The organism is Harryflintia acetispora, from assembly GCA_004340125.1.
Lineage (GTDB): Bacteria > Bacillota > Clostridia > Oscillospirales > Ruminococcaceae > Harryflintia > Harryflintia acetispora.
Map to the genome: position 1 here is coordinate 76,637 of SLUK01000004.1, position 17,399 is coordinate 94,035.

The following is a 17,399-nucleotide window of genomic DNA, read 5'->3' on the forward strand; positions in this document are numbered from 1 at the left end:
CCCTACCCCCATGCGGACAGGCAAATATCCAGTCGGCGAGCGCGCCATTCCTACAAAAGGGCGCACTTCACCCACTATATTTTAGAATATTATACCATTTCAAAAATTTTACTACAACAACCTTTGCCTAAAAAAAAGGAAATATCAGTAAATTCATTCATTTTGAACGACTTTATGTTTTGAATTTGTCTAAAAATACAACATTTTGTGAACAAAAATAGCACAAACGAGGGTGGGAATGCTATAATAACGGCAAGATAAAAAATCGTTTTGCGATCTATTTTCAGAATTCTCGCGGCCGACCTAGGTTCAAGACCATTTTCCCATTTAATTTCCGGTCCGCCCGCGGCAATGGCCAAGTCTGACGCGGCGTACTTAAACGAGAACCATCACAACCAGAAAAGGATCTGCCATGAAACGTTTCTTCTTCCTCCTGTGCGCCCTCGCGCTTCTTTGGGTCGTCGGCATGTTTTTGCCGGCCGAGCCGCCGCTCCCGGCACCCGAAGCAGCTCCCGCGCCCGAGCGGGAGCCCGGGCCCGATACCGTCACTCTGGTGGCCGCCGGGGACAACCTGATCCACGATGTGCTCTACGAGCAGGCAAAAACCGGGAGCGGCTACGACTTCTGCCCGCTCTACCGGCACATCCGCCCGCTGATCGAAGAAGCCGACCTCGCGCTGATCAACCAGGAGACGCCGATGGCCGGCAGTTTCCCGCCCTCGGGCTACCCCCGCTTCAACTCCCCCGTGGAACTCGCGCAGGGACTGGCGCAGAGCGGCTTCGACGTGCTCAGCCTCGCCAACAACCACATGCTGGACATGGGGCCCGAGGGGCTGGGGGAGACCATCGGGCTGGTGCGCGAAACCCCCGGCCTCTCGGTGACCGGGGCGTTTTTGCCCGGCGAGGAGGCCGCCCCCCTGCTGCTTGAGAAAAACGGGATCACCTTCGCCATTCTGGGCTTCACCTCCTACACCAACCTCGGCGGCGGGGCGGATTCGGGCGGCGGGATGGTGCCGCTGCTGCGCGACGATGAACGCCTGCGCGCCCTGATGGCGCGGGCGCGTGAGCGCGCCGACGTGGTGGTGGTCTACACCCATTGGGGGCAGGAGGATTCCTTCGCCGTCACCACATCGCAGCGCGACAGCGCGCGGCTGCTCGCCCGGGAGGGGGCCGACATCATCCTCGGCAGCCACCCGCACGTCGTCCAGAGCGCCGAGGCGCTCGCCGCCCCGGACGGGCGGCAGGCGTGGGTGCTCTATTCGCTGGGGAACCTGGTCAGCGCCCAGCGCAAGGGGCAAAACCTCGTCGGGCTGCTCCCCCGCTTCACCATCCGCAAGGGGGCGGACGGCCGGGTGGAGATCGATCCGCCCGCGCTCACCCCGGTGGTGACCTACTACGGCCCCCACTTCCGGGACCTCGCGGTCTTTCCCCTCAAGCAGTATACCCCCGACCTCGCCGCCGGGCACGGGGTGCGCGCCTTCGGGGAGGAACTCTCCCCCGAGACGGTACGCGCAATCCTTCGGGAAAACGGGATCACACAGTAAAAAAAGGCCGGGCAGAAGCACTTACTTCTGCCCGGCCTTCTTATTAATATATAACGCTACAGGTCGTTGCGCACCAGGTCATCCAGCGACTCCCGCCGCACGACCACCCGGCTCTTGCCGTCCTTCACCATCACCACCGCCGGACGGGGCACCCGGTTGTAGTTGGAGGCCATCGAGTAGTTATAGGCCCCGGTCGAGAGCACGGCGAGGATATCCCCCGGCGAGCAAGGCTGTACCTTCGCCCCCTCGGCGAGCAGGTCGCCGCTCTCGCAGCAGCGCCCCGCGATGGTGACCGTCTCTGTCTTCGGTTCCCCGGCGCGGTTGGCAACGATGGCCTCATACTTCGACTGGTAGAGCGCATAGCGCGGATTGTCGGTCATGCCGCCGTCCACCGAAAGGTAGGTGCGCACCCCGGGGATCTCCTTGCGCGCGCCGACGGTGTAGAGGGTGATCCCCGCCCGCCCGACGATCGAGCGTCCCGGCTCGAGCACGACGTAGGGCACCGGCAATCCTTCGGCCGCCGCCGCCTCGTGGATCGCCAAGCTCACCCGCTCCATGAAGCGCTCATAGGGAACCGGGTCGTCCTCCTCGGTGTATTTGATCCCAAAGCCCCCGCCGAGGTTGAGCATCCCCAGCTCCAGCCCGCACTCCCGCCTGATCTGGCCCATCAGGCCGATCAGGCGCCTGGCCGCCAGGCAGAAGGGCTCGACCTCGAAAATCTGGGAGCCGATGTGGCAGTGCAGCCCCACGAGCCTTGCCCGCCGCAGCGCGGCGCACTCCCTGGCCGCGGCGAGCGCCTCGCCGGTCTCGAGCGCGAAGCCAAACTTGCTGTCGATCTGGCCGGTGCGGATGAACTGGTGGGTGTGGGCGTCCACTCCGGGCTTGACCCGCAAAAGGATTTTCATCTCCTGCCCCTCCCGCTCGAGCAGGTGCTCGAGGGTATGCAGCTCCCTCAGGTTGTCCACCACGATATACCCGACGCGCTGCCTGATGGCGAACTGCAATTCGCCCTCTGATTTGTTGTTGCCGTGGAAGAAGATTTTATCCGCCGGGAACCCGGCGAGAAGAGAGGTGTAGAGCTCACCCTCCGAGACCACGTCCACCCCCATCCCCTCCTGCTGCACGATCCGGTAGATCTCCTTGCAGGAGAAGGCCTTGGAGGCGTAGGCGGCGATCCCGCGCCCGCCGTAAAACTCGTCGATCGCGCGGCGGTAGCGCCGGCAATTGTCCCGGATCATCCCCTCGTCCATCACATACAGCGGGGTGCCGTACTCCCTGGCGAGCGCGACGGTATCCGCCCCGCCGATGGTCAGGTGGCCCTCCCGGTTCACCGAAAAGCTCTCGTTCATTCCTCTGCCTCCCCTTCCTCACCGCTCTCTTCGGCGACGTCCTGCGAAATCTCATCGAGGATGCCGCGTATCTCCCCGACCCCCTCGCCGGTCTCGGCGGAAAAGGGGATCAGCGTGAGCTGGTCCCCGCAGGGCAGCTCCTGGCGTATCTTTTGCAGCCGCTCCTCGCGGGCGGTCTTCCCGAGCTTATCCGCCTTGGTCAGCACGCAGACGAAGGGGAACTCGTGCTCGATGAGGAAGTCCACCATCTGCCGGTCGTCCGCGGTGGGCGGGTGGCGCATATCAATCAGGGAAAAGACGAGCGCCACGTCCCGCTCGTCGGCAAAATATCCGCCGATGAGCTCGCTCCAGCGCCGCTTTTCACTCTTCGAGACCTTGGCGTAGCCGTAGCCCGGCAGGTCCACAAAACGCAGGTTTTCCAGGCGGAAGAAATTGATGGTCGCCGTCTTGCCCGGCACCGCGCTCACCCGCGCCAGGTTCTTGCGGTTAAAGAGCTTGTTGATCATCGAGCTCTTGCCCACGTTCGAGCGCCCGGCAAAAACGATCTCGGGCAGGTCGTTCCTCCCGAGCTGCGAATAGGTTCCAAAGGAGCGCTCAAACTCGACATTGTGATAATTCATGGCCACGCCTCCAGTCGGGTAGGTCTCTTCTTATTGCGGGATGGGGATCGGGCTGCTGTGCACCGGCGCCTCGCCGGTGGCGGCGGGCAGCGGCTTCTGCGCGGGGAGGGGCTGGCGCGGGCCCTTTTTTTGCCCCTCGCACAGGGCGATCTGCAGCACCTGCTCGATCTGCGAGACCGGGCGCAGGGTCAGCGCCTGCCGCACCACCGGTTCCATCTCCTCGATGTCCGGCTCGTTTTGCTTCGGGAGGATGACGGTTGTAATCTTATTGCGGTAGGCCGCCATGGTCTTCTCCCTCAGCCCGCCGATGGGCAGCACCCGCCCGCGCAGGGTGATCTCCCCGGTCATCGCCACGTCGTGGCGCACCTTCACGTCCGATAAAGCCGAGATCAGGGCGGTGACGATGGTCACCCCCGCGCTCGGGCCGTCCTTGGGCACCGCGCCCTCGGGGAAGTGGATGTGGATGTCGCTGCTCTTATAGAAGTCCGGGTCGATCCCGTAGCGTTCGCCGATCCGACGCACCACGCTCACCGCCGTCTGGGCGGACTCCTTCATCACGTCGCCCAGGCTCCCGGTCAGCTCGAGCTTGCCGGTGCCTTTGAGCACCGAGACCTCGACTTGCAGCAGCTCGCCGCCCACCGAGGTCCAGGCCAGGCCGTTGACCACCCCGACCTGGTCGAACCCCTCGAGCTCGTCGGGCTTAAACTTCGCCACCCCCAGCAGCTCGCCGATCCTTTTCTGGGAGAGGACGATCTTCTCCTGTTCCCCCCTGGCGATCAGCTTCGCGCACTTGCGCAGCACCGAGGCGATCTCCCGCTCGAGGGAACGCACCCCGGCCTCCCGGGTGTAGTTGTCGATCAGGGTATAGACCGCTTCCTTTTTAAAGGTGATCTGCGAGGCGGCGAGGCCGTGGCGCTTCATCTGCTTGGGGATCAGGTGGCGCTTGGCGATGTTATATTTTTCCTCCCGGGTGTAGCTCGAGAGCTCGATGACCTCCATGCGGTCGAGCAGCGGCGCCGGGATGGTGGAAAGGTCGTTGGCCGTGGCGATGAAGAGCACGTCGCTCAGGTCGAAGGGCAGCTCGATGAAGTGGTCGCGGAAGGCCACGTTCTGCTCACTGTCCAGCACCTCGAGCAGGGCGCTCGAGGGGTCGCCGTTGTAGCTGCTGCCCAGCTTGTCGATCTCGTCGAGCAGGATCAGCGGGTTCTTGCTGCCGGAGAGCTTGATGGCGCCTATCACCCGGCCGGGCATCGACCCGATATAGGTCTTGCGGTGCCCGCGGATGTCCGACTCATCCCGCACGCCGCCGAGGCTCAGCCGGGCGTAATTGCGCCCCATCGCCTTGGCGATCGACTTGGCGACCGAGGTCTTGCCGACGCCGGGCGGGCCGTACAGGCAGATGATCTGCCCCTTGATGTCGGGGGCCAGCTTGCGCACCGCGATCAGCTCGAGGATGCGCTCCTTGACCTTCTGCATGCCGTAGTGGTCCCGCTCGAGCTGGGCCCGGGCCTTGTCCACGTCCAGCTTCTCCTTGGTGTAGGTGTTCCAGGGCAGCTCGAGGCAGGTGTCCAGGTACCCCCGGACCACCCCGGCCTCGTGCGAGTTTGCCGGCATTTTATAAAGGCGCTTGGCCTCCTTTTCGAGCTTCTCGCGGCACTCGTCCGGAAGCCCCAGCTTCTCGATCTTTTGCAGGTAGTCCTCGATCTCCTGCTCGGGATTTTCGTCCTCGTCGAGCTCCTGGGAGATGGCCTTCATCTGCTCGCGCAGGTAGTATTCCCGCTGGTTCTTGTCCACCTGCTCGCGCACCCGCTCCTGGATCTGCTGCTCGGTGGAGAGGATCTCGTTCTCGCTCTCCAGGAAATGGGCGAGCATCTCCAGGCGCTTGGTGGGGTTGTTCTCCTCCAGGATGGCCTGCTTCTGGGCCACGTCCATCGGGATGTTCCCCGCGATGTATTCCGCTATGTACACCGGGTCGTCGCTCATATAGACCCCCATGACGAACTCCTTGGGCATCTTGGGCGAGAGCGCGCAGTACTCCTCGAAATAGTCCTTGACCGTGCGGATGAGCGCCTCGCAGAGGATGGTGTTGACCACCTTGCGCGGGCGCAGCGGGAAGGGCTTGCACCGGGCCTTGATATAGGGCTCGAAGGCGGTGATCTCCACCGTCTTGGCGCGGTACTCGCCCTCGACCACCACCCGCAGCACATCGTCCTGGGGCTTTAAGATCTGGCGCACCGTGGCGACCACCCCGACCTGGTAGAGCGACTGGGCGTTCACCTCGTCGCTACTAAGGTCGCGCTGGGCCACCATGAAGATTTTGCGCTCGCCCTGGATCGCCGCGGTCAGCGCCTGGATGGAAATTTGCCGTCCCACGTCAAAGTGCAGCACCATGCGGGGAAAGAGCACCAGCCCGCGCATGGCGATGACCGGCATCTCCCCCACTTCCTTGCCGCCCCCCTCGGGGACGACCTCGGCCTTTATTTTGATTCTTTCGCTCATTTTTATAACCATTCCTTTCCCGGGAACCGGCCCGTTGCCGGCCTCGTCCCTTTGAGAAAACCCGCGGGCAGGGCCCGCTCTATCAAAAAGTTTCGTGTCTGCTTTATATTGAATCAATATTATACTAAATAAGTTGCCTATTTGCAAGTAAACACTTCGTGAACCGGATATAGCAAATCTGTTGCCGCGCCTTGACAGGCGCGCCCCGCCCTTGTATGATGGTGAAAACACGCCGAAGGAGGCGCCGCCATGCTCATGCACAAAGGCACCGTACCGCTGGAAACGCCCCGTCTGGCCCTGCGCCGGTTCCGGCCCGAGGACACGCCGTCTGTCTACCGAAACTGGGCCAGCGACCCCCAGGTTACCCGCTATATGCGCTGGAGCCCGCACCAGAGTGTGCAGGAGACGGGGCAGGTGGTGGAAAGCTGGGTCAAGCACTATAGCCAGCCCAGCTTTTACCTGTGGCTGATCGAGCTGCGGGAGACCGGCACGCCCATCGGCGCTCTGGAGGCCACGATCACCAGCGAAAACGACGCCTGCGCCGAGCTCGGCTACTGCCTGGGACGGTACTGGTGGGGCGGCGGGCTGATGAGCGAGGCGGTGGCGGTCGCGATCCGCTTCCTTTTTCAGGAGGTAGGCCTCAACCGGATCGAGGCCTGCCATTCGGTGCGAAATCCCGCCTCGGGCCGGGTGATGGAAAAATGCGGCATGACCTTCGAGGGGATGGCACGGCAGAAATACTATTCCCCCACCGAAGGGTTCCAGGACTGCCGCACCTATGCCATCCTGCGCGGCGACTGGACGGAATATTTACAAATTTCCCAACAATTCCATACACAAAATTAAAAAAGAATGCTATAATAAGATTTAGGGCTGTTTTGCACAGCCGCTGCGGGTCCTGCCCGCCGGTTAAAAACGAAGTGGAAGTGTGTGTCATGTCCTATTCCCTGGCAGAAAACGATATCATCCGGGTTGCCTCCTTCAACCTGCGCCGGGATTTCGGTCCGCGGCGCAAATATCCGTGGGAGGTGCGCCGCTCCATTGCCGCCGACATCATCCGCGATTCGGGCGCCGCAATCATCGGCGTGCAGGAGGTGCTGCCCCAGATGCGGCAGGACATCCGCAACCTGCTGACGGATTACAGCATCTTCGGCGTGGGCCGGATGATGGGCAAGAAGCCGAAAAACGACGAGCACGCTGACATTATCCTTAAAAACGACGACGTCGAGGTCACCTGGTACAAGACCTTCTGGCTTTCCAAGAAGCCGGACACCGTTTCGCGGGCGTATTTCGCGATGTTCCCGCGCATCTGTACCGTGGCGGTGGTCAAGCTCAAAAAGAGCGGGCGGCGTATCCGGGTGTTCAACACCCATTTCGACCACGTCTGCTGGATGGCGCGCACCCTCGGGGTTCGCATGATCCTCGACTATATCAACCAGACCAATCTCGATGATCCGCTGCCCACCATCGTGATGGGGGACTTCAACGCCCATCCCAACTCGACGGCGGTCAAGATCATCCGCGAGCAGATGCACGAGTACCGCAATGTCCATCTGAAGGACGTGTACGGGGTGCTCGACTCGGTGTTCAACACCTATCACGGCTCCAAGGGGAAGATCAAGCCCCGTTCCTCCCCCATCGACTACATCTTCGTATCCGACGAGTTCGAGGTGGTGGATGTGAATATCGACACCCAAAGCCGGGACGGGGTTTACCCTTCCGACCACTACCCGGTGATGGCCACCCTGCGGTTCAAGGATATGGCCTAAACAGGTAAAAGGGACAGCCGCAGCAGCTGCGGCTGTTTTTTTATTGCTTCGCTTATGCCAAAGAGTAAGCCGTCCGTAAAAATGCAACAGACAGCGAGAGGAGATCAATTATGTATCAAGCCAGTCCCATGCCTAAGATCGGAATCATCTGCGCAAGCGATGATGAGCTCGAACCGTTTTTGCCGCATATCGACCATGATGAAGTGACGGAAAACGCCATGCTGAAATTTCACCAAGGCTCTGTCCACGGCATTCCGGTCGTTGCGCTGTATTGCGGCGTCTGCAAAGTCAACGCGGCTATCGCCACGCAGATATTGATAGACAGATATGGCGTCGGTGCGATAATCAACGCCGGTACCGCGGGCGGAATGGACCAGTCCGTCAACCTTTTTGACACCGTCGTTTCAGCCCAGGTCGCATATCACGACATGGATGACGAAATCCTGACCGAATTCCATCCATGGATGCCCTCGGTCTATTTTGATGCGGATCCGGCGCTGTTGGAGATAGCGGCATTCATCAGCGAAAGGAACCCGTCGGTGCGCCTGGGGCGGACGGTGACGGGAGAAAAATTCATCGAAGATGATTTTCGTGACGCAATCAATCAAAAATACGCGCCGCTGTCCGTGGATATGGAGACGGCGGGCATCGCACATGTATGCTATGTCAATAAAATTCCGTTCATTGCCATACGTTCCATCACGGACACCGCGACGCATTCCGGAATGGACCAATTTGAGGAAAACTGCCAGCGCGCTTCCACCATCTCCAAAGATGTTGTCCTGGACTTTTTGGATGAGCTAAAGCGCACCGCCAAGGAGTCCCGCTAGTCCGGGTGCAGCCCCCTTTCCCCGTTCAGAATCATTCTGCGCGTCCAACCCCGCATTTCGGAAGAAAAGGTGCTTCGCACCCTTTCTTGCTCCGGGCGCTGTACTTCTTACCGTTCTGTAAAATTTTTATGCGCCCGGTGGGCCCCGGCAGGCAGCAAATCCCCGATTTTTTGCCACCTATCAGTCAGAAGCCAGAACCAACGAGGAGGGAGATCAATATGAAAAAGCTATCCGTACTGCTCTGCTGTCTGTTTTGCATGGCCACGCTGGCGGGCTGCGGGGGATCATCGTCCGGCGGGGAGACTGCCGCCGCGTCGTCCGCGGCCGCGCAGAACCTCTACTCAAAGGAGGCGGCCGTCGAAGACATGGCCTATGACGAGGCCGTGCCCGAGGAAGAAGCCGCCGACGCCGGGGCCGGCCCCGCCGCCATTGTCTCGGGACAGAATCAGCCCAACCGCAAAAAAATCTGGCGTGCCTGGCTCTCGCTGGAGACGCTGGAATTTGACAGCGCCATCGAAAAGCTGACCGCCGCCGTGAACGCCGCGGGCGGATACCTGGAAAGCTCCTCGGTCGAGGGGAACAGCATTGAAAGCTACGGGCCCTCCCGCCGGTACGGCACCCTGACGGCCCGGGTGCCCTCTGACAAGCTGGACGGCTTCATCGGCGAGGTGGGCGGCATCTGCAACGTCCTCTCGAGCAACCTGTCCAGCGAGGACATCACGCTGCAATATACCGACACCGAGACGCGCAAAAAGTCCCTCGAGGTCGAGCAGGAGCGTCTGCTGGCCCTGCTGGAAAAGGCGGAGGACCTCGAGTCGATCATCAAGCTCGAGGAACGCCTGAGCGAGGTGCGCTACCAGCTCGACGGCTATACTTCCGAGCTGCGCGGGTACGACAACCTGGTGGACTACAGCACCGTGACCATGGAGCTGCACGAGGTGCGCAAGGTCAGCGAGCAGACCCCCGAAACCGTGCCCGAGCGGATCAGCACCGGCCTGTCGAACACCTTCGGGGATATGAAGGAGGCGGGCACCAACCTGTTCGTCGGCTTTGTGGTGAACCTGCCCTACCTGCTGATCCTTGGCGTGGTCGTCCTGCTTGCCGTGCTGCTGATACGCCGGCTGGTCAAAAAGGAGCGCACGCGCACGTCCGCCGCCCCGCTCTACGGCGGCGCCAAGCTCCCGAACCCCTATACCGCGCCCGAAGAGAAGGGGGACACTCCCCAGCAGCCGCCCAAAGACGAATAATATTATAAAACAGGGAGCGCAGCGATCGCTGCGCTCCCTGTTTTTCTCTCTTATTCCCGCTCGTCGCGGACCTCGAAGCCCATGTCCTCAATGGTGTGCCGGAGCCGGTTCTCGTCCAGGTTCTCCCCGATCACGGTGACGCTCTTGTCAGGGATGCTCACTGTCACGATGTCCACGTTGTCGTAGGCGTGCAGGGTGGTGTCGATCCGGCTGGCACAGCTCTGGCAGGACATCCCCTCCACCTTGAACATAATGCTGTTGGACATTTTAAAATCTTCCTTTCCCGGGAATTGCGCCGGTTCCGGCAAAGCCGAAATGGCGGCGGGGAAACCGCCAAGGCCGTTTCCTCACCCAATAGTATGGGTAACCCCCACGCCGGTTATGCGCACCGCGCGGTACGCATACCGCGCGGCGGGAGAGGGGCGGGCCTATGCCCGCAGCAAAAAATGCTTGGGCAGGCCGCGCTCGGTGGGAAAACGAACCTCGCCCAGGATCAGCGGCTCGAGGTAGCGCAGCATCTCCCCGGTCACATCGTTGCGCTCCGGGGTGATCCACTCGGGCGGCACGTTGCGCGCGACGTTGGCGATCCGCTCGATCGGGGCGCAGTCATAGCTTGCCTCATAGGGCTCCTGCGACGCGCGCCGGATAACCGCCACAAAGCCGGTCTTCCCCTCGAGCGCGAAGCGCACCGCGGCCTGTCCGACCCCGCGCGCCTCGTCGATGTCGGTGGCGGAAAGGACGTGCGCGGCCGCACGCTGCAACACGTTGAGCTCGACCGAGCGCACCTTGCAGCCGATGTTGTGGCGCACCATGTTTTCCAGGTATTTGCCCACCCCCGACAGGTAGCGGTGCCCGAAGGTGTCCACCACCCCGCTCTGGTAGCTCTCGGCGGCATACCGTCCGTCGGCGGTGCGCACCCCTTCGCTGACGGCGACCACCACGTTCTTGACCTCCTTGTGCAGCCGCTCGACGTCCCCGAGGAAATCGGCCACCGAGAAGGGCACCTCGGGCAGATAAATCAGATGCGGCGCCCCGGTGTGTTCGTCCCGCGCCAGCGCCGACGAAGCGGTCAGCCAGCCCGCGTCCCGCCCCATGATCTCCACGATGGTCACCGAACGGGTATCATACACGCTCGCGTCCCGGATGATTTCCTGCACGGCGGTGGCGATGAACTTGGCCGCCGAGCCGAAGCCCGGGGAATGGTCGGTCTCGGCCAGGTCGTTGTCGATCGTTTTGGGCACCCCGGCGACCTTGATGTCCTCGCCTTGCTCGGCAAAGTAGCGAGAGAGCTTGGCCACCGTGTCCATCGAATCGTTCCCGCCGATGTAGAAGAAATAACCGATCTCATACTCGTGCAGCGCCTGCAGCAGCCGGCGGTACACCTCGCCGTCCTCCCCGGGCGCGGGCAGCTTGTAGCGGCAGGAGCCCAGCGCCATCGAGGGGGTGCACTCCAGCACATGGAAGTCCTCCTCACTCCGAAGGCACCCGTCCAGGTCCACGATATTCCCCTTGAGGATCCCCTCTACGCCGAAGCGCGCGCCATAGACCTTACCGATCTGTCCGCTGCATCTGGCCTGCTGTACGGCCCCGGACAGCGAGGCGTTGATGGCGGCGGTCGGCCCGCCGGACTGGGCAATGAGCATATTTTTTCCCATGAAACGGATTCTCCTTTGGCGGTATTTTCCCCTGTGCGAAAGGGCCGTGCCGGCACGGCCTTTCGCACGGTTTCCTGTTACGCCTTCCATTATAACCCACCCCTGTCGAAAAGGGAAGCCTTTGCACGAAGGGAGGCTATAAAAGTTGACGCGTGCATGGACCCCCGTATTTACCGCCTATGTGCCGTGATGATCGTCATGCTTTGGGCGTTGACCGTGATTTCGCAGCCGTCCGCGGCGATATACCAGTTCTTTCCCCTTTGGCGGATCACGCTCTGCGGCGCACCGATCTTTTCCCCGCACCAGGCCACCGGGTCCACCCCCTCGTCCAGCGAGAGGTTTTTCCTGATCCGCTGCCCGCCGAGCCGGGTCGTATGGAGCCGGTCCAAACATGCAATCAGCCCGCCGCCGGCATCTTTTCTTATCGCCATGCTATCCTCCGTTTCATATGCGCCCCGCCCCCCTTTGACATTATGGCGGCCAGGGTTTAAAATAAAAGGGAAGCCCTGAAATTGACTGCAGTAAAGGAAGGCTTTCTGATGACCGATATTCTCTACACCTTGGGCGACAGCCTATATATCAATCTGACCAACCGCTGCCCCTGCCGGTGCAGCTTCTGCATCCGCAAAAACGGCAGCCATGTCGGTTCGGCCGAAAACCTCTGGTTCGAGCTGGAGCCCCACCTCGACGAGGTGCTCGCCGCCTTCGACGGGGTGGAGCTGAAAAACTACAAGGAGCTGGTCTTCTGCGGCTACGGCGAGCCGATCTGCGCGCTGGAAAAGCTGCTGGAGGTCTGCCACCTGGTGCGCTCGCGAAGCGACATCCCGATTAGGCTCAACACCAACGGGCTGGGGGACCTGATCCACAAACGCAAGACGGCCCACCTGCTCGAAGGGCTGGTGGACACCGTGTCGATCAGCCTCAACGCGCCGGACGAAGAGCGCTACCTCGAGGTGACGAGCCCGATCTTCGGGCCCGGCTCATTTCAAAGCATGCTCGAATTCGCCCTGGATTGCAAGCGCTTCGTGCCCAATGTGCTCTTCACGGTGGTCGACGTGATCTCCCCGCAGGAGATCGAGCGCTGCCGCGCCCTCGCGCAGGAGATGGATATCCCGCTGCGGGTGAGGGAATATATCAAAGAATACTGAAAAAGGACTGAATGCGAATGGATTGTAATCACAACTGCGAGGGCTGCTCGCAGGACTGCGCCCAGCGCCAGAACCCGCAGAGCCTGCTGGAGAGCCCCCACGAGATGAGCCAGATCAAAAAGGTGATCGGCGTGGTCAGCGGCAAGGGGGGCGTGGGCAAGTCGCTCGTCACCGGTCTGATGGCGGTGCTGATGAACCGCCGGGGCCACACCAGCGCCATCCTCGACGCGGACGTGACCGGCCCCTCGGTGCCTAAAATGTTCGGCATCCACTCCCGCGCGCAGGGGAATGAAAACGGGATCCTGCCCGCCTACAGCAAGACCGGGATCGGACTGATGTCGGTCAACCTCCTGCTCGAGAGCGACACCGACCCGGTGGTCTGGCGCGGTCCGGTCATTGCCGGGACGGTCAAGCAATTCTGGAGCGAGGTGATCTGGGGCGAGGTGGACTACATGTTCGTGGACATGCCGCCCGGGACCGGCGACGTGCCGCTGACCGTCTTCCAGTCCATCCCGCTCGATGGGATCATCATCGTCACCTCCCCGCAGGAGCTGGTCTCGATGATCGTTTCCAAGGCTCTCAAGATGGCGCAGATGATGAACATCCCGACCCTCGGGCTGATCGAAAACATGAGCTACGCCACCTGCCCGGACTGCGGCAAGCAGCTCAAGGTGTTCGGCGAGAGCCACATCGACGAGGTGGCCGCCAACTTCTCGCTGCCGGTGCTCGGGCGCATCCCGATCGACCCGAGACTCAGCGCGGCGTGCGACCGCGGGATGATCGAGCTGTTCGAGGGCGATTGGCTGGACGGCGCCGCCGCGGCGATCGAAAGTCAGAAATAGCTTTGTAAAACTTGGAAGCACACATAAGAAAGGATACGGGCGGCAGATAAAATCTGCTGCCCGTATCCTTATGAAGGGGCGCAACGCCAGCTCCGCCCTGCATAAAAAGAGGGGCGCCTCTTCTCCGCTTTTTTCTATTTCTCCATTTTCTCCTTCTCCATGCGCAGGGCGATCAGGGCCAGGGCCTCCGAGAGGGTGCGCTCGTCCGCGATTTCGATCATCAGCCAGCGCGCGCCCATCATGGGCTTGGCGTTCCCGTAAAGATCTCGCAGATAGGGCGACATTCCGCCCAGCAGCAGCCGCGCACGCTCCTCCTCCCGCGGGCCGATCACCACCAGGCAGGTGAAGATCCCCTTCGCCGGATAGAGGGTGCAGACCGCGCGCGAGCCCTTGCGGTACTTGACGTTCCAGCCCGGTGCCATCGAACAGCCGCTGTATTCGATCTTTGGCTGAATCCGGTAACGCTCCCCAAGTTCCTCGCAGAGCCGCCGCCAGAGGGGGCCGCCTGCCAGCGCCAGCTCCCCGGCGGTGGGCTGCGCGGTGGGGGCCATCCTTGCCACCGCTATTTCTTCCAGCGGCGCAGGGTGGGGAATATCTCCTGCATGGCCTTGCGGGCGCTCTCCTCGTCCGGATAGGGGTTGCCCTTCGAGATCATCGGCACGCAGGCCTCGATCATCTGCTCCATGGTGACGTCCGCCGTGAAGGCGCCGCTTTGATAGCAGTAGGTGCAGTATTCCTCGTTCTTGCTCCCATCCTGGTTGGTCCCGTAGTCCTCATCCTTCATCATCGGCATGGCGCAGGACTGGCAGAAAATCATGTTTTCCATTTCCATTTTCATTCTCCTTTTTTGTTTGGTTGGCAGTTCGGACAGTAGTAAACGCTCCCGCCAAGATAGGTCTCCTTGACGATCCTTTCCCCGCAGACCGGACAGGGATTGCCGTATGTGTTCTTGCTCATCAGGCAGCGGTAGCCCCCCTTGCAGCCGAAGAGGTCCCGCTCGGTGTCCCGACCGCCGGCCAAGGCCATCCCGGCCAGCGTCACCTTTAACGAATCGAAAAGGCGGGAGAGCTCCTCTGTCCCGAGAGCGCCCATCCTTTGCCTGGGGCTCAGTCCCGCACGAAAGAGGATGTCCTGCAGCACGCCGTTGCCGAGCCCCGGGATCCGCTGCCCGGTGGCGAGGAAGGCCTTCGCCGAGAGCTTTTCATAGTCCTCGCAGCCGCACAGCGAGAGAAAATACCCTTCGTCGAAGCCGTCGCCAAGGGGCGAGGGCTTCTCCCTGGACACCAGGTAATAAAAGCTGTCGTTCTCCCCCTCCCGGAAGGCGTAGAGCCCGCCGTACATCTGCACGGTGGCCGCCAGGGCCGAGAAGTCCTCAAACTCCAGCAGGAGCTGGTGCCGCTTCGGGCGCTCCTCCCCGGGGGCGAGGTAGCGCAGGTTCACCCCGTCGTTAAAACTCAACCGGCAGTCCCCGATCTTGAGCTCGACATGCCCGCCGTAGGCGCGCGCCTCCTCCACCGTCTTCCCGGCGAGCAGCGCATGGTACCCCTCGGGGTCGCCGAAAAACCAGGCGAACTTGTGCGGCGTCTTCCCCGCCATGACGTTTAGAATCCGCTTGCCGCCGATCAGCTCCTGCAACTGGCAGCTGATCACCGCCGCCTCGGGCAGCTCCAGCATAATTTCCCCTCCTTCGTGTGGTCTGATATGATCTTATCACTCTTATTATGACACCTGTCTGTCATATTTTATTACGGCTCGTAGATTTTTCCCATTTCCCGCAGCAGGGCCGCCAGACCCTCGCGCACCCCGGGAGGGCCCAGCACCTCGGCATAGGGGCCGAAGGAGAGGACGTAGCCATATACCCAGCCATCTTCCGGCAGATAGGCGCGCACCTCGAAGCTGCCGTCCGGGTTCTCCCGCACGTCCGTCTCGTCGAACTCGTCGTAGACACGGTAGGACAGCTCCCGGTCCACCCGCAGCCGCAGGCAGATCATACCGGCCGGCTCCTGCTCCCCGGGCTCCTGCTCTAAGGGGCGGCGCTCGAAGGTCTCGCCCAGCAGCCGCAGGTTCCTGATGCGGGTCACCCGGAAGAGCCGCGGCTCCTGCCGCCGGCGGCAGTACGCCCACAGGTACCAGCCCTTGTCCTTGAAGCGAAGCTGGAGCCCCTCGGCCTCGCGGTGGGTGCGCTGCCCGTTCGAGGCGCAGTAATCGAATTCGATCACCCGGCGGCCCGCCACCGCCTTTTTCAGCAGCTCGAAGGCCTGCTGGGATTGCGGGCCGCTGCCCCAGGGGGAAAAATCCACCTGCAGCCAGTCGAGATTCTCCTTACGGAAGAGGGCCCCAAGCTGGGAGAGCACCCCTGTCATATCGCCGTACTGCGCGGCGCTAAGGCTTTGCAGCGCCAACAGGATGTCCTCCTGCTGGGATTCGCTGAGCAGCGAGCGCTCGAGCACGAACCCCTCCATCAGCCGTATCCCGCCGTGCCGCCCCTTGGCGCAGTAGACCGGGACCCCGGACATGCTCAACGCCTCGATGTCCCGGTAGATGGTGCGCTCGCTCACCTCGAAGCGGGCGGCGAGCTCGCGCGCCGTCAGCTGTCCGCGCTCGAGCAGCAGATAGACGATCTCAAACAGCCTGCCGCTTTGCAATTCGATCCCCCCTCAGATTTCACAGTCCCGCTCGATTTCCCCGCAGCGGTTGTAGCGCATGAAGCGCCGCAGGCCCCGTGTGACCGCTTCCCGGGCGGCGGCGCTCCTTTTTGCGCCCTCCTCCCACCAGAAGTTTTTCACGATCAGCCTCCCGCGCTCCCGGTCGGTGGCAAGCTCGATCCGCCCGAGGAAGCGCTCGCCCGCCAGCACCGGCAACACATAGTAGCCGTACTGCCGCTTCTGCGCCGGGGTGTAGACCTCCCAGCGGTAGGCAAAGCCGAAGAGCGCTTCTATCAGCCTGCGGTCCCAGATCAGATTGTCCAGCGGCGCCAGAATCCGCGCCGTACCGAGCGGGAGCGGCCGCTGGCAGCCCTCCAGCAGCGGCAGGTCCTGTGTTTTTACATAGAGCGGGGACTTCATCCCCTCCACCGCCACCGCGGCGAGCGCCCCGCATTCCTCCAGCTCGGCGAAGGCCCGGCTGCGCGCGGCGGCGTCCATCCCGCCGATCCCCAGCCAGGCGTCCCCCGGGCGGTCGGGCAGCGCGCCGACGCTCCCCACCCGGCGCAGCACCTGCCAGCGGGCGTAGTCCTGCGGCGTGGGGTTGGGGTCGGGCGCGCTCAGCAGCCCGGGCGGCAGCGCCCGTTCCGAAAGGCAATAGTACCGCCGCGTGCCCTTCTTGTGGTGCACCAGTGCCAGCCCGGCGTAGCACATCGCCTCGAGCGCCGCCTTGGCCAGGCGCTGCTGGCCGTACCACCAGAGCACCCGCTCCTCCATCACAAAATCGGAGGAGCAGGCGGATTCGTGCTTTTTCAGATAGGCGGTGATCTCCTCGATTGCCGCCGGGTGCTCACGGCACCAGCGCAGCGGGCGCTCCCTAGTGCGCGCGAAGCAGGGCCAATCCTCGACGGCGCAGATCGACATGTTCTTGTCCCACATATCGAAAAAGCGGCGTTCGCGGTAGAGAAGCCGCTCATATTGCCCCTTGCGGTAGCCGGACCAGCGCGACTGGAACACCAGATCCGGATTGCGCCCCACCACGTCCAGCGGGTCGTACTGCACGCAGCCGACCTTGCGTAAGTACCCCGCCAGGTCCTCCATGCCGTGCAGCGCGCTGGCGGCGCTCAGGTGATGGTACTCCACCATGTACCGGCAAAGCTGCCGCCGGCTCGCATACAGCGCCATACCGTGTGCCCTCCTCTTTTCGCAGAATACTGTTATTGTACCATATCCGCCCCAAAACGCACAAATTTTA

18 protein-coding genes are annotated in these 17,399 nt (G+C 62.2%); 7 read left to right on the forward strand and 11 right to left on the reverse strand.

Going from position 1 to position 17,399, the window contains the following annotated elements; genetic code table 11:
- Window positions 1–412 precede the first annotated feature (412 nt).
- Window positions 413–1,543, forward strand: a complete 1,131-nt coding sequence (locus EDD78_RS05990; protein WP_132084321.1) for a CapA family protein — start codon at window positions 413–415, stop codon at window positions 1,541–1,543.
- A 56-nt stretch (window positions 1,544–1,599) separates the two neighbouring features.
- Here EDD78_RS05990 and lysA read toward each other — a convergent pair whose 3' ends face one another.
- From lysA to lon, 3 genes are read right to left on the reverse strand one after another with little or no spacing between them, the layout of a single operon-like run.
- A complete protein-coding gene (gene lysA, locus EDD78_RS05995) occupies window positions 1,600–2,892 on the reverse strand; it encodes a diaminopimelate decarboxylase (protein WP_132084322.1) in 1,293 nt (430 codons plus the stop codon).
- A complete protein-coding gene (gene yihA, locus EDD78_RS06000; protein WP_132084323.1) occupies window positions 2,889–3,512 on the reverse strand; it encodes a ribosome biogenesis GTP-binding protein YihA/YsxC in 624 nt (207 codons plus the stop codon). Before yihA ends, lysA begins: the two co-directional genes overlap by 4 nt.
- A gap of 30 nt (window positions 3,513–3,542) precedes the next feature.
- Window positions 3,543–6,011: an endopeptidase La gene (gene lon / locus EDD78_RS06005; RefSeq protein ID WP_079698332.1), complete on the reverse strand. Its 2,469-nt coding sequence runs from the start codon at window positions 6,009–6,011 to the stop codon at window positions 3,543–3,545.
- A 249-nt stretch (window positions 6,012–6,260) separates the two neighbouring features.
- Here lon and EDD78_RS06010 point away from each other — a divergent pair, with 249 nt between their 5' ends.
- The 4 genes from EDD78_RS06010 to EDD78_RS06025 all read left to right on the forward strand — a co-directional run bounded on the left by EDD78_RS06010 (window position 6,261) and on the right by EDD78_RS06025 (window position 9,857).
- Window positions 6,261–6,857, forward strand: coding sequence for a GNAT family N-acetyltransferase (locus EDD78_RS06010; protein WP_132084324.1), 597 nt, complete (start codon window positions 6,261–6,263; stop codon window positions 6,855–6,857).
- An 89-nt stretch (window positions 6,858–6,946) separates the two neighbouring features.
- Window positions 6,947–7,780, forward strand: a complete 834-nt coding sequence (locus EDD78_RS06015) for an endonuclease/exonuclease/phosphatase family protein (protein WP_159448909.1) — start codon at window positions 6,947–6,949, stop codon at window positions 7,778–7,780.
- 110 nt (window positions 7,781–7,890) lie between these two features.
- On the forward strand, window positions 7,891–8,610 hold the full coding sequence (locus tag EDD78_RS06020) for a 5'-methylthioadenosine/adenosylhomocysteine nucleosidase (protein ID WP_350308577.1): 720 nt from the start codon (window positions 7,891–7,893) through the stop codon (window positions 8,608–8,610).
- Window positions 8,611–8,828: 218 nt separating this feature from the next.
- Entirely contained in the window at window positions 8,829–9,857 is a 1,029-nt protein-coding gene (locus EDD78_RS06025) for a DUF4349 domain-containing protein (RefSeq protein ID WP_159448908.1), read from the forward strand.
- A gap of 50 nt (window positions 9,858–9,907) precedes the next feature.
- Here the strand turns inward: EDD78_RS06025 and EDD78_RS06030 are convergent, their stop codons facing one another.
- The 3 genes from EDD78_RS06030 to EDD78_RS06040 form a co-directional block, all read right to left on the reverse strand.
- Window positions 9,908–10,123, reverse strand: a complete 216-nt coding sequence (locus EDD78_RS06030) for a heavy-metal-associated domain-containing protein (protein WP_079698328.1) — start codon at window positions 10,121–10,123, stop codon at window positions 9,908–9,910.
- A gap of 162 nt (window positions 10,124–10,285) precedes the next feature.
- Window positions 10,286–11,512, reverse strand: coding sequence for a 6-phosphofructokinase (locus tag EDD78_RS06035; RefSeq protein WP_132084326.1), 1,227 nt, complete (start codon window positions 11,510–11,512; stop codon window positions 10,286–10,288).
- A 170-nt stretch (window positions 11,513–11,682) separates the two neighbouring features.
- Window positions 11,683–11,943: a DUF3781 domain-containing protein gene (locus EDD78_RS06040; protein WP_079698326.1), complete on the reverse strand. Its 261-nt coding sequence runs from the start codon at window positions 11,941–11,943 to the stop codon at window positions 11,683–11,685.
- 81 nt (window positions 11,944–12,024) lie between these two features.
- Between EDD78_RS06040 and EDD78_RS06045 the strand changes: the two genes are divergently transcribed.
- Both EDD78_RS06045 and EDD78_RS06050 read left to right on the forward strand, forming a co-directional pair.
- Window positions 12,025–12,660 carry a TIGR04100 family radical SAM protein gene (locus EDD78_RS06045; RefSeq protein ID WP_350308578.1) on the forward strand — a complete coding sequence of 212 codons (636 nt, stop codon included), beginning with the start codon at window positions 12,025–12,027 and terminating at the stop codon, window positions 12,658–12,660.
- A gap of 11 nt (window positions 12,661–12,671) precedes the next feature.
- A complete protein-coding gene (locus tag EDD78_RS06050; protein ID WP_079698324.1) occupies window positions 12,672–13,502 on the forward strand; it encodes an Mrp/NBP35 family ATP-binding protein in 831 nt (276 codons plus the stop codon).
- A gap of 134 nt (window positions 13,503–13,636) precedes the next feature.
- Here EDD78_RS06050 and EDD78_RS06055 read toward each other — a convergent pair whose 3' ends face one another.
- The 5 genes from EDD78_RS06055 to EDD78_RS06075 form a co-directional block, all read right to left on the reverse strand.
- Entirely contained in the window at window positions 13,637–14,053 is a 417-nt protein-coding gene (locus EDD78_RS06055) for a DUF3788 domain-containing protein (RefSeq protein ID WP_286170773.1), read from the reverse strand.
- Window positions 14,054–14,064: 11 nt separating this feature from the next.
- Complete coding sequence (locus EDD78_RS06060; RefSeq protein WP_132084328.1) at window positions 14,065–14,328, reverse strand: zinc ribbon domain-containing protein; 264 nt, start codon at window positions 14,326–14,328, stop codon at window positions 14,065–14,067.
- 8 nt (window positions 14,329–14,336) lie between these two features.
- Window positions 14,337–15,176 carry a zinc finger domain-containing protein gene (locus EDD78_RS06065; RefSeq protein ID WP_132084329.1) on the reverse strand — a complete coding sequence of 280 codons (840 nt, stop codon included), beginning with the start codon at window positions 15,174–15,176 and terminating at the stop codon, window positions 14,337–14,339.
- A gap of 71 nt (window positions 15,177–15,247) precedes the next feature.
- Window positions 15,248–16,147, reverse strand: coding sequence for a helix-turn-helix transcriptional regulator (locus EDD78_RS06070; RefSeq protein ID WP_132084330.1), 900 nt, complete (start codon window positions 16,145–16,147; stop codon window positions 15,248–15,250).
- A gap of 12 nt (window positions 16,148–16,159) precedes the next feature.
- Window positions 16,160–17,329 (reverse strand): winged helix-turn-helix domain-containing protein, encoded by a 1,170-nt coding sequence (locus EDD78_RS06075; protein ID WP_132084331.1) that lies wholly within the window; start codon window positions 17,327–17,329, stop codon window positions 16,160–16,162.
- Window positions 17,330–17,399: the final 70 nt, after the last annotated feature.

Coding starts and splice junctions, on each gene's coding strand:
- EDD78_RS05990 (WP_132084321.1), top strand. CDS start 413: ATGAAACGTTTCTTCTTCCTCCTGTGCGCCCTCGCGCTTCTTTGGGTC.
- lysA (WP_132084322.1), bottom strand. CDS start 2,892: ATGAACGAGAGCTTTTCGGTGAACCGGGAGGGCCACCTGACCATCGGC.
- yihA (WP_132084323.1), bottom strand. CDS start 3,512: ATGAATTATCACAATGTCGAGTTTGAGCGCTCCTTTGGAACCTATTCG.
- lon (WP_079698332.1), bottom strand. CDS start 6,011: ATGAGCGAAAGAATCAAAATAAAGGCCGAGGTCGTCCCCGAGGGGGGC.
- EDD78_RS06010 (WP_132084324.1), top strand. CDS start 6,261: ATGCTCATGCACAAAGGCACCGTACCGCTGGAAACGCCCCGTCTGGCC.
- EDD78_RS06015 (WP_159448909.1), top strand. CDS start 6,947: ATGTCCTATTCCCTGGCAGAAAACGATATCATCCGGGTTGCCTCCTTC.
- EDD78_RS06020 (WP_350308577.1), top strand. CDS start 7,891: ATGTATCAAGCCAGTCCCATGCCTAAGATCGGAATCATCTGCGCAAGC.
- EDD78_RS06025 (WP_159448908.1), top strand. CDS start 8,829: ATGAAAAAGCTATCCGTACTGCTCTGCTGTCTGTTTTGCATGGCCACG.
- EDD78_RS06030 (WP_079698328.1), bottom strand. CDS start 10,123: ATGTCCAACAGCATTATGTTCAAGGTGGAGGGGATGTCCTGCCAGAGC.
- EDD78_RS06035 (WP_132084326.1), bottom strand. CDS start 11,512: ATGGGAAAAAATATGCTCATTGCCCAGTCCGGCGGGCCGACCGCCGCC.
- EDD78_RS06040 (WP_079698326.1), bottom strand. CDS start 11,943: ATGGCGATAAGAAAAGATGCCGGCGGCGGGCTGATTGCATGTTTGGAC.
- EDD78_RS06050 (WP_079698324.1), top strand. CDS start 12,672: ATGCGAATGGATTGTAATCACAACTGCGAGGGCTGCTCGCAGGACTGC.
- EDD78_RS06055 (WP_286170773.1), bottom strand. CDS start 14,053: ATGGCCCCCACCGCGCAGCCCACCGCCGGGGAGCTGGCGCTGGCAGGC.
- EDD78_RS06060 (WP_132084328.1), bottom strand. CDS start 14,328: ATGGAAAACATGATTTTCTGCCAGTCCTGCGCCATGCCGATGATGAAG.
- EDD78_RS06065 (WP_132084329.1), bottom strand. CDS start 15,176: ATGCTGGAGCTGCCCGAGGCGGCGGTGATCAGCTGCCAGTTGCAGGAG.
- EDD78_RS06075 (WP_132084331.1), bottom strand. CDS start 17,329: ATGGCGCTGTATGCGAGCCGGCGGCAGCTTTGCCGGTACATGGTGGAG.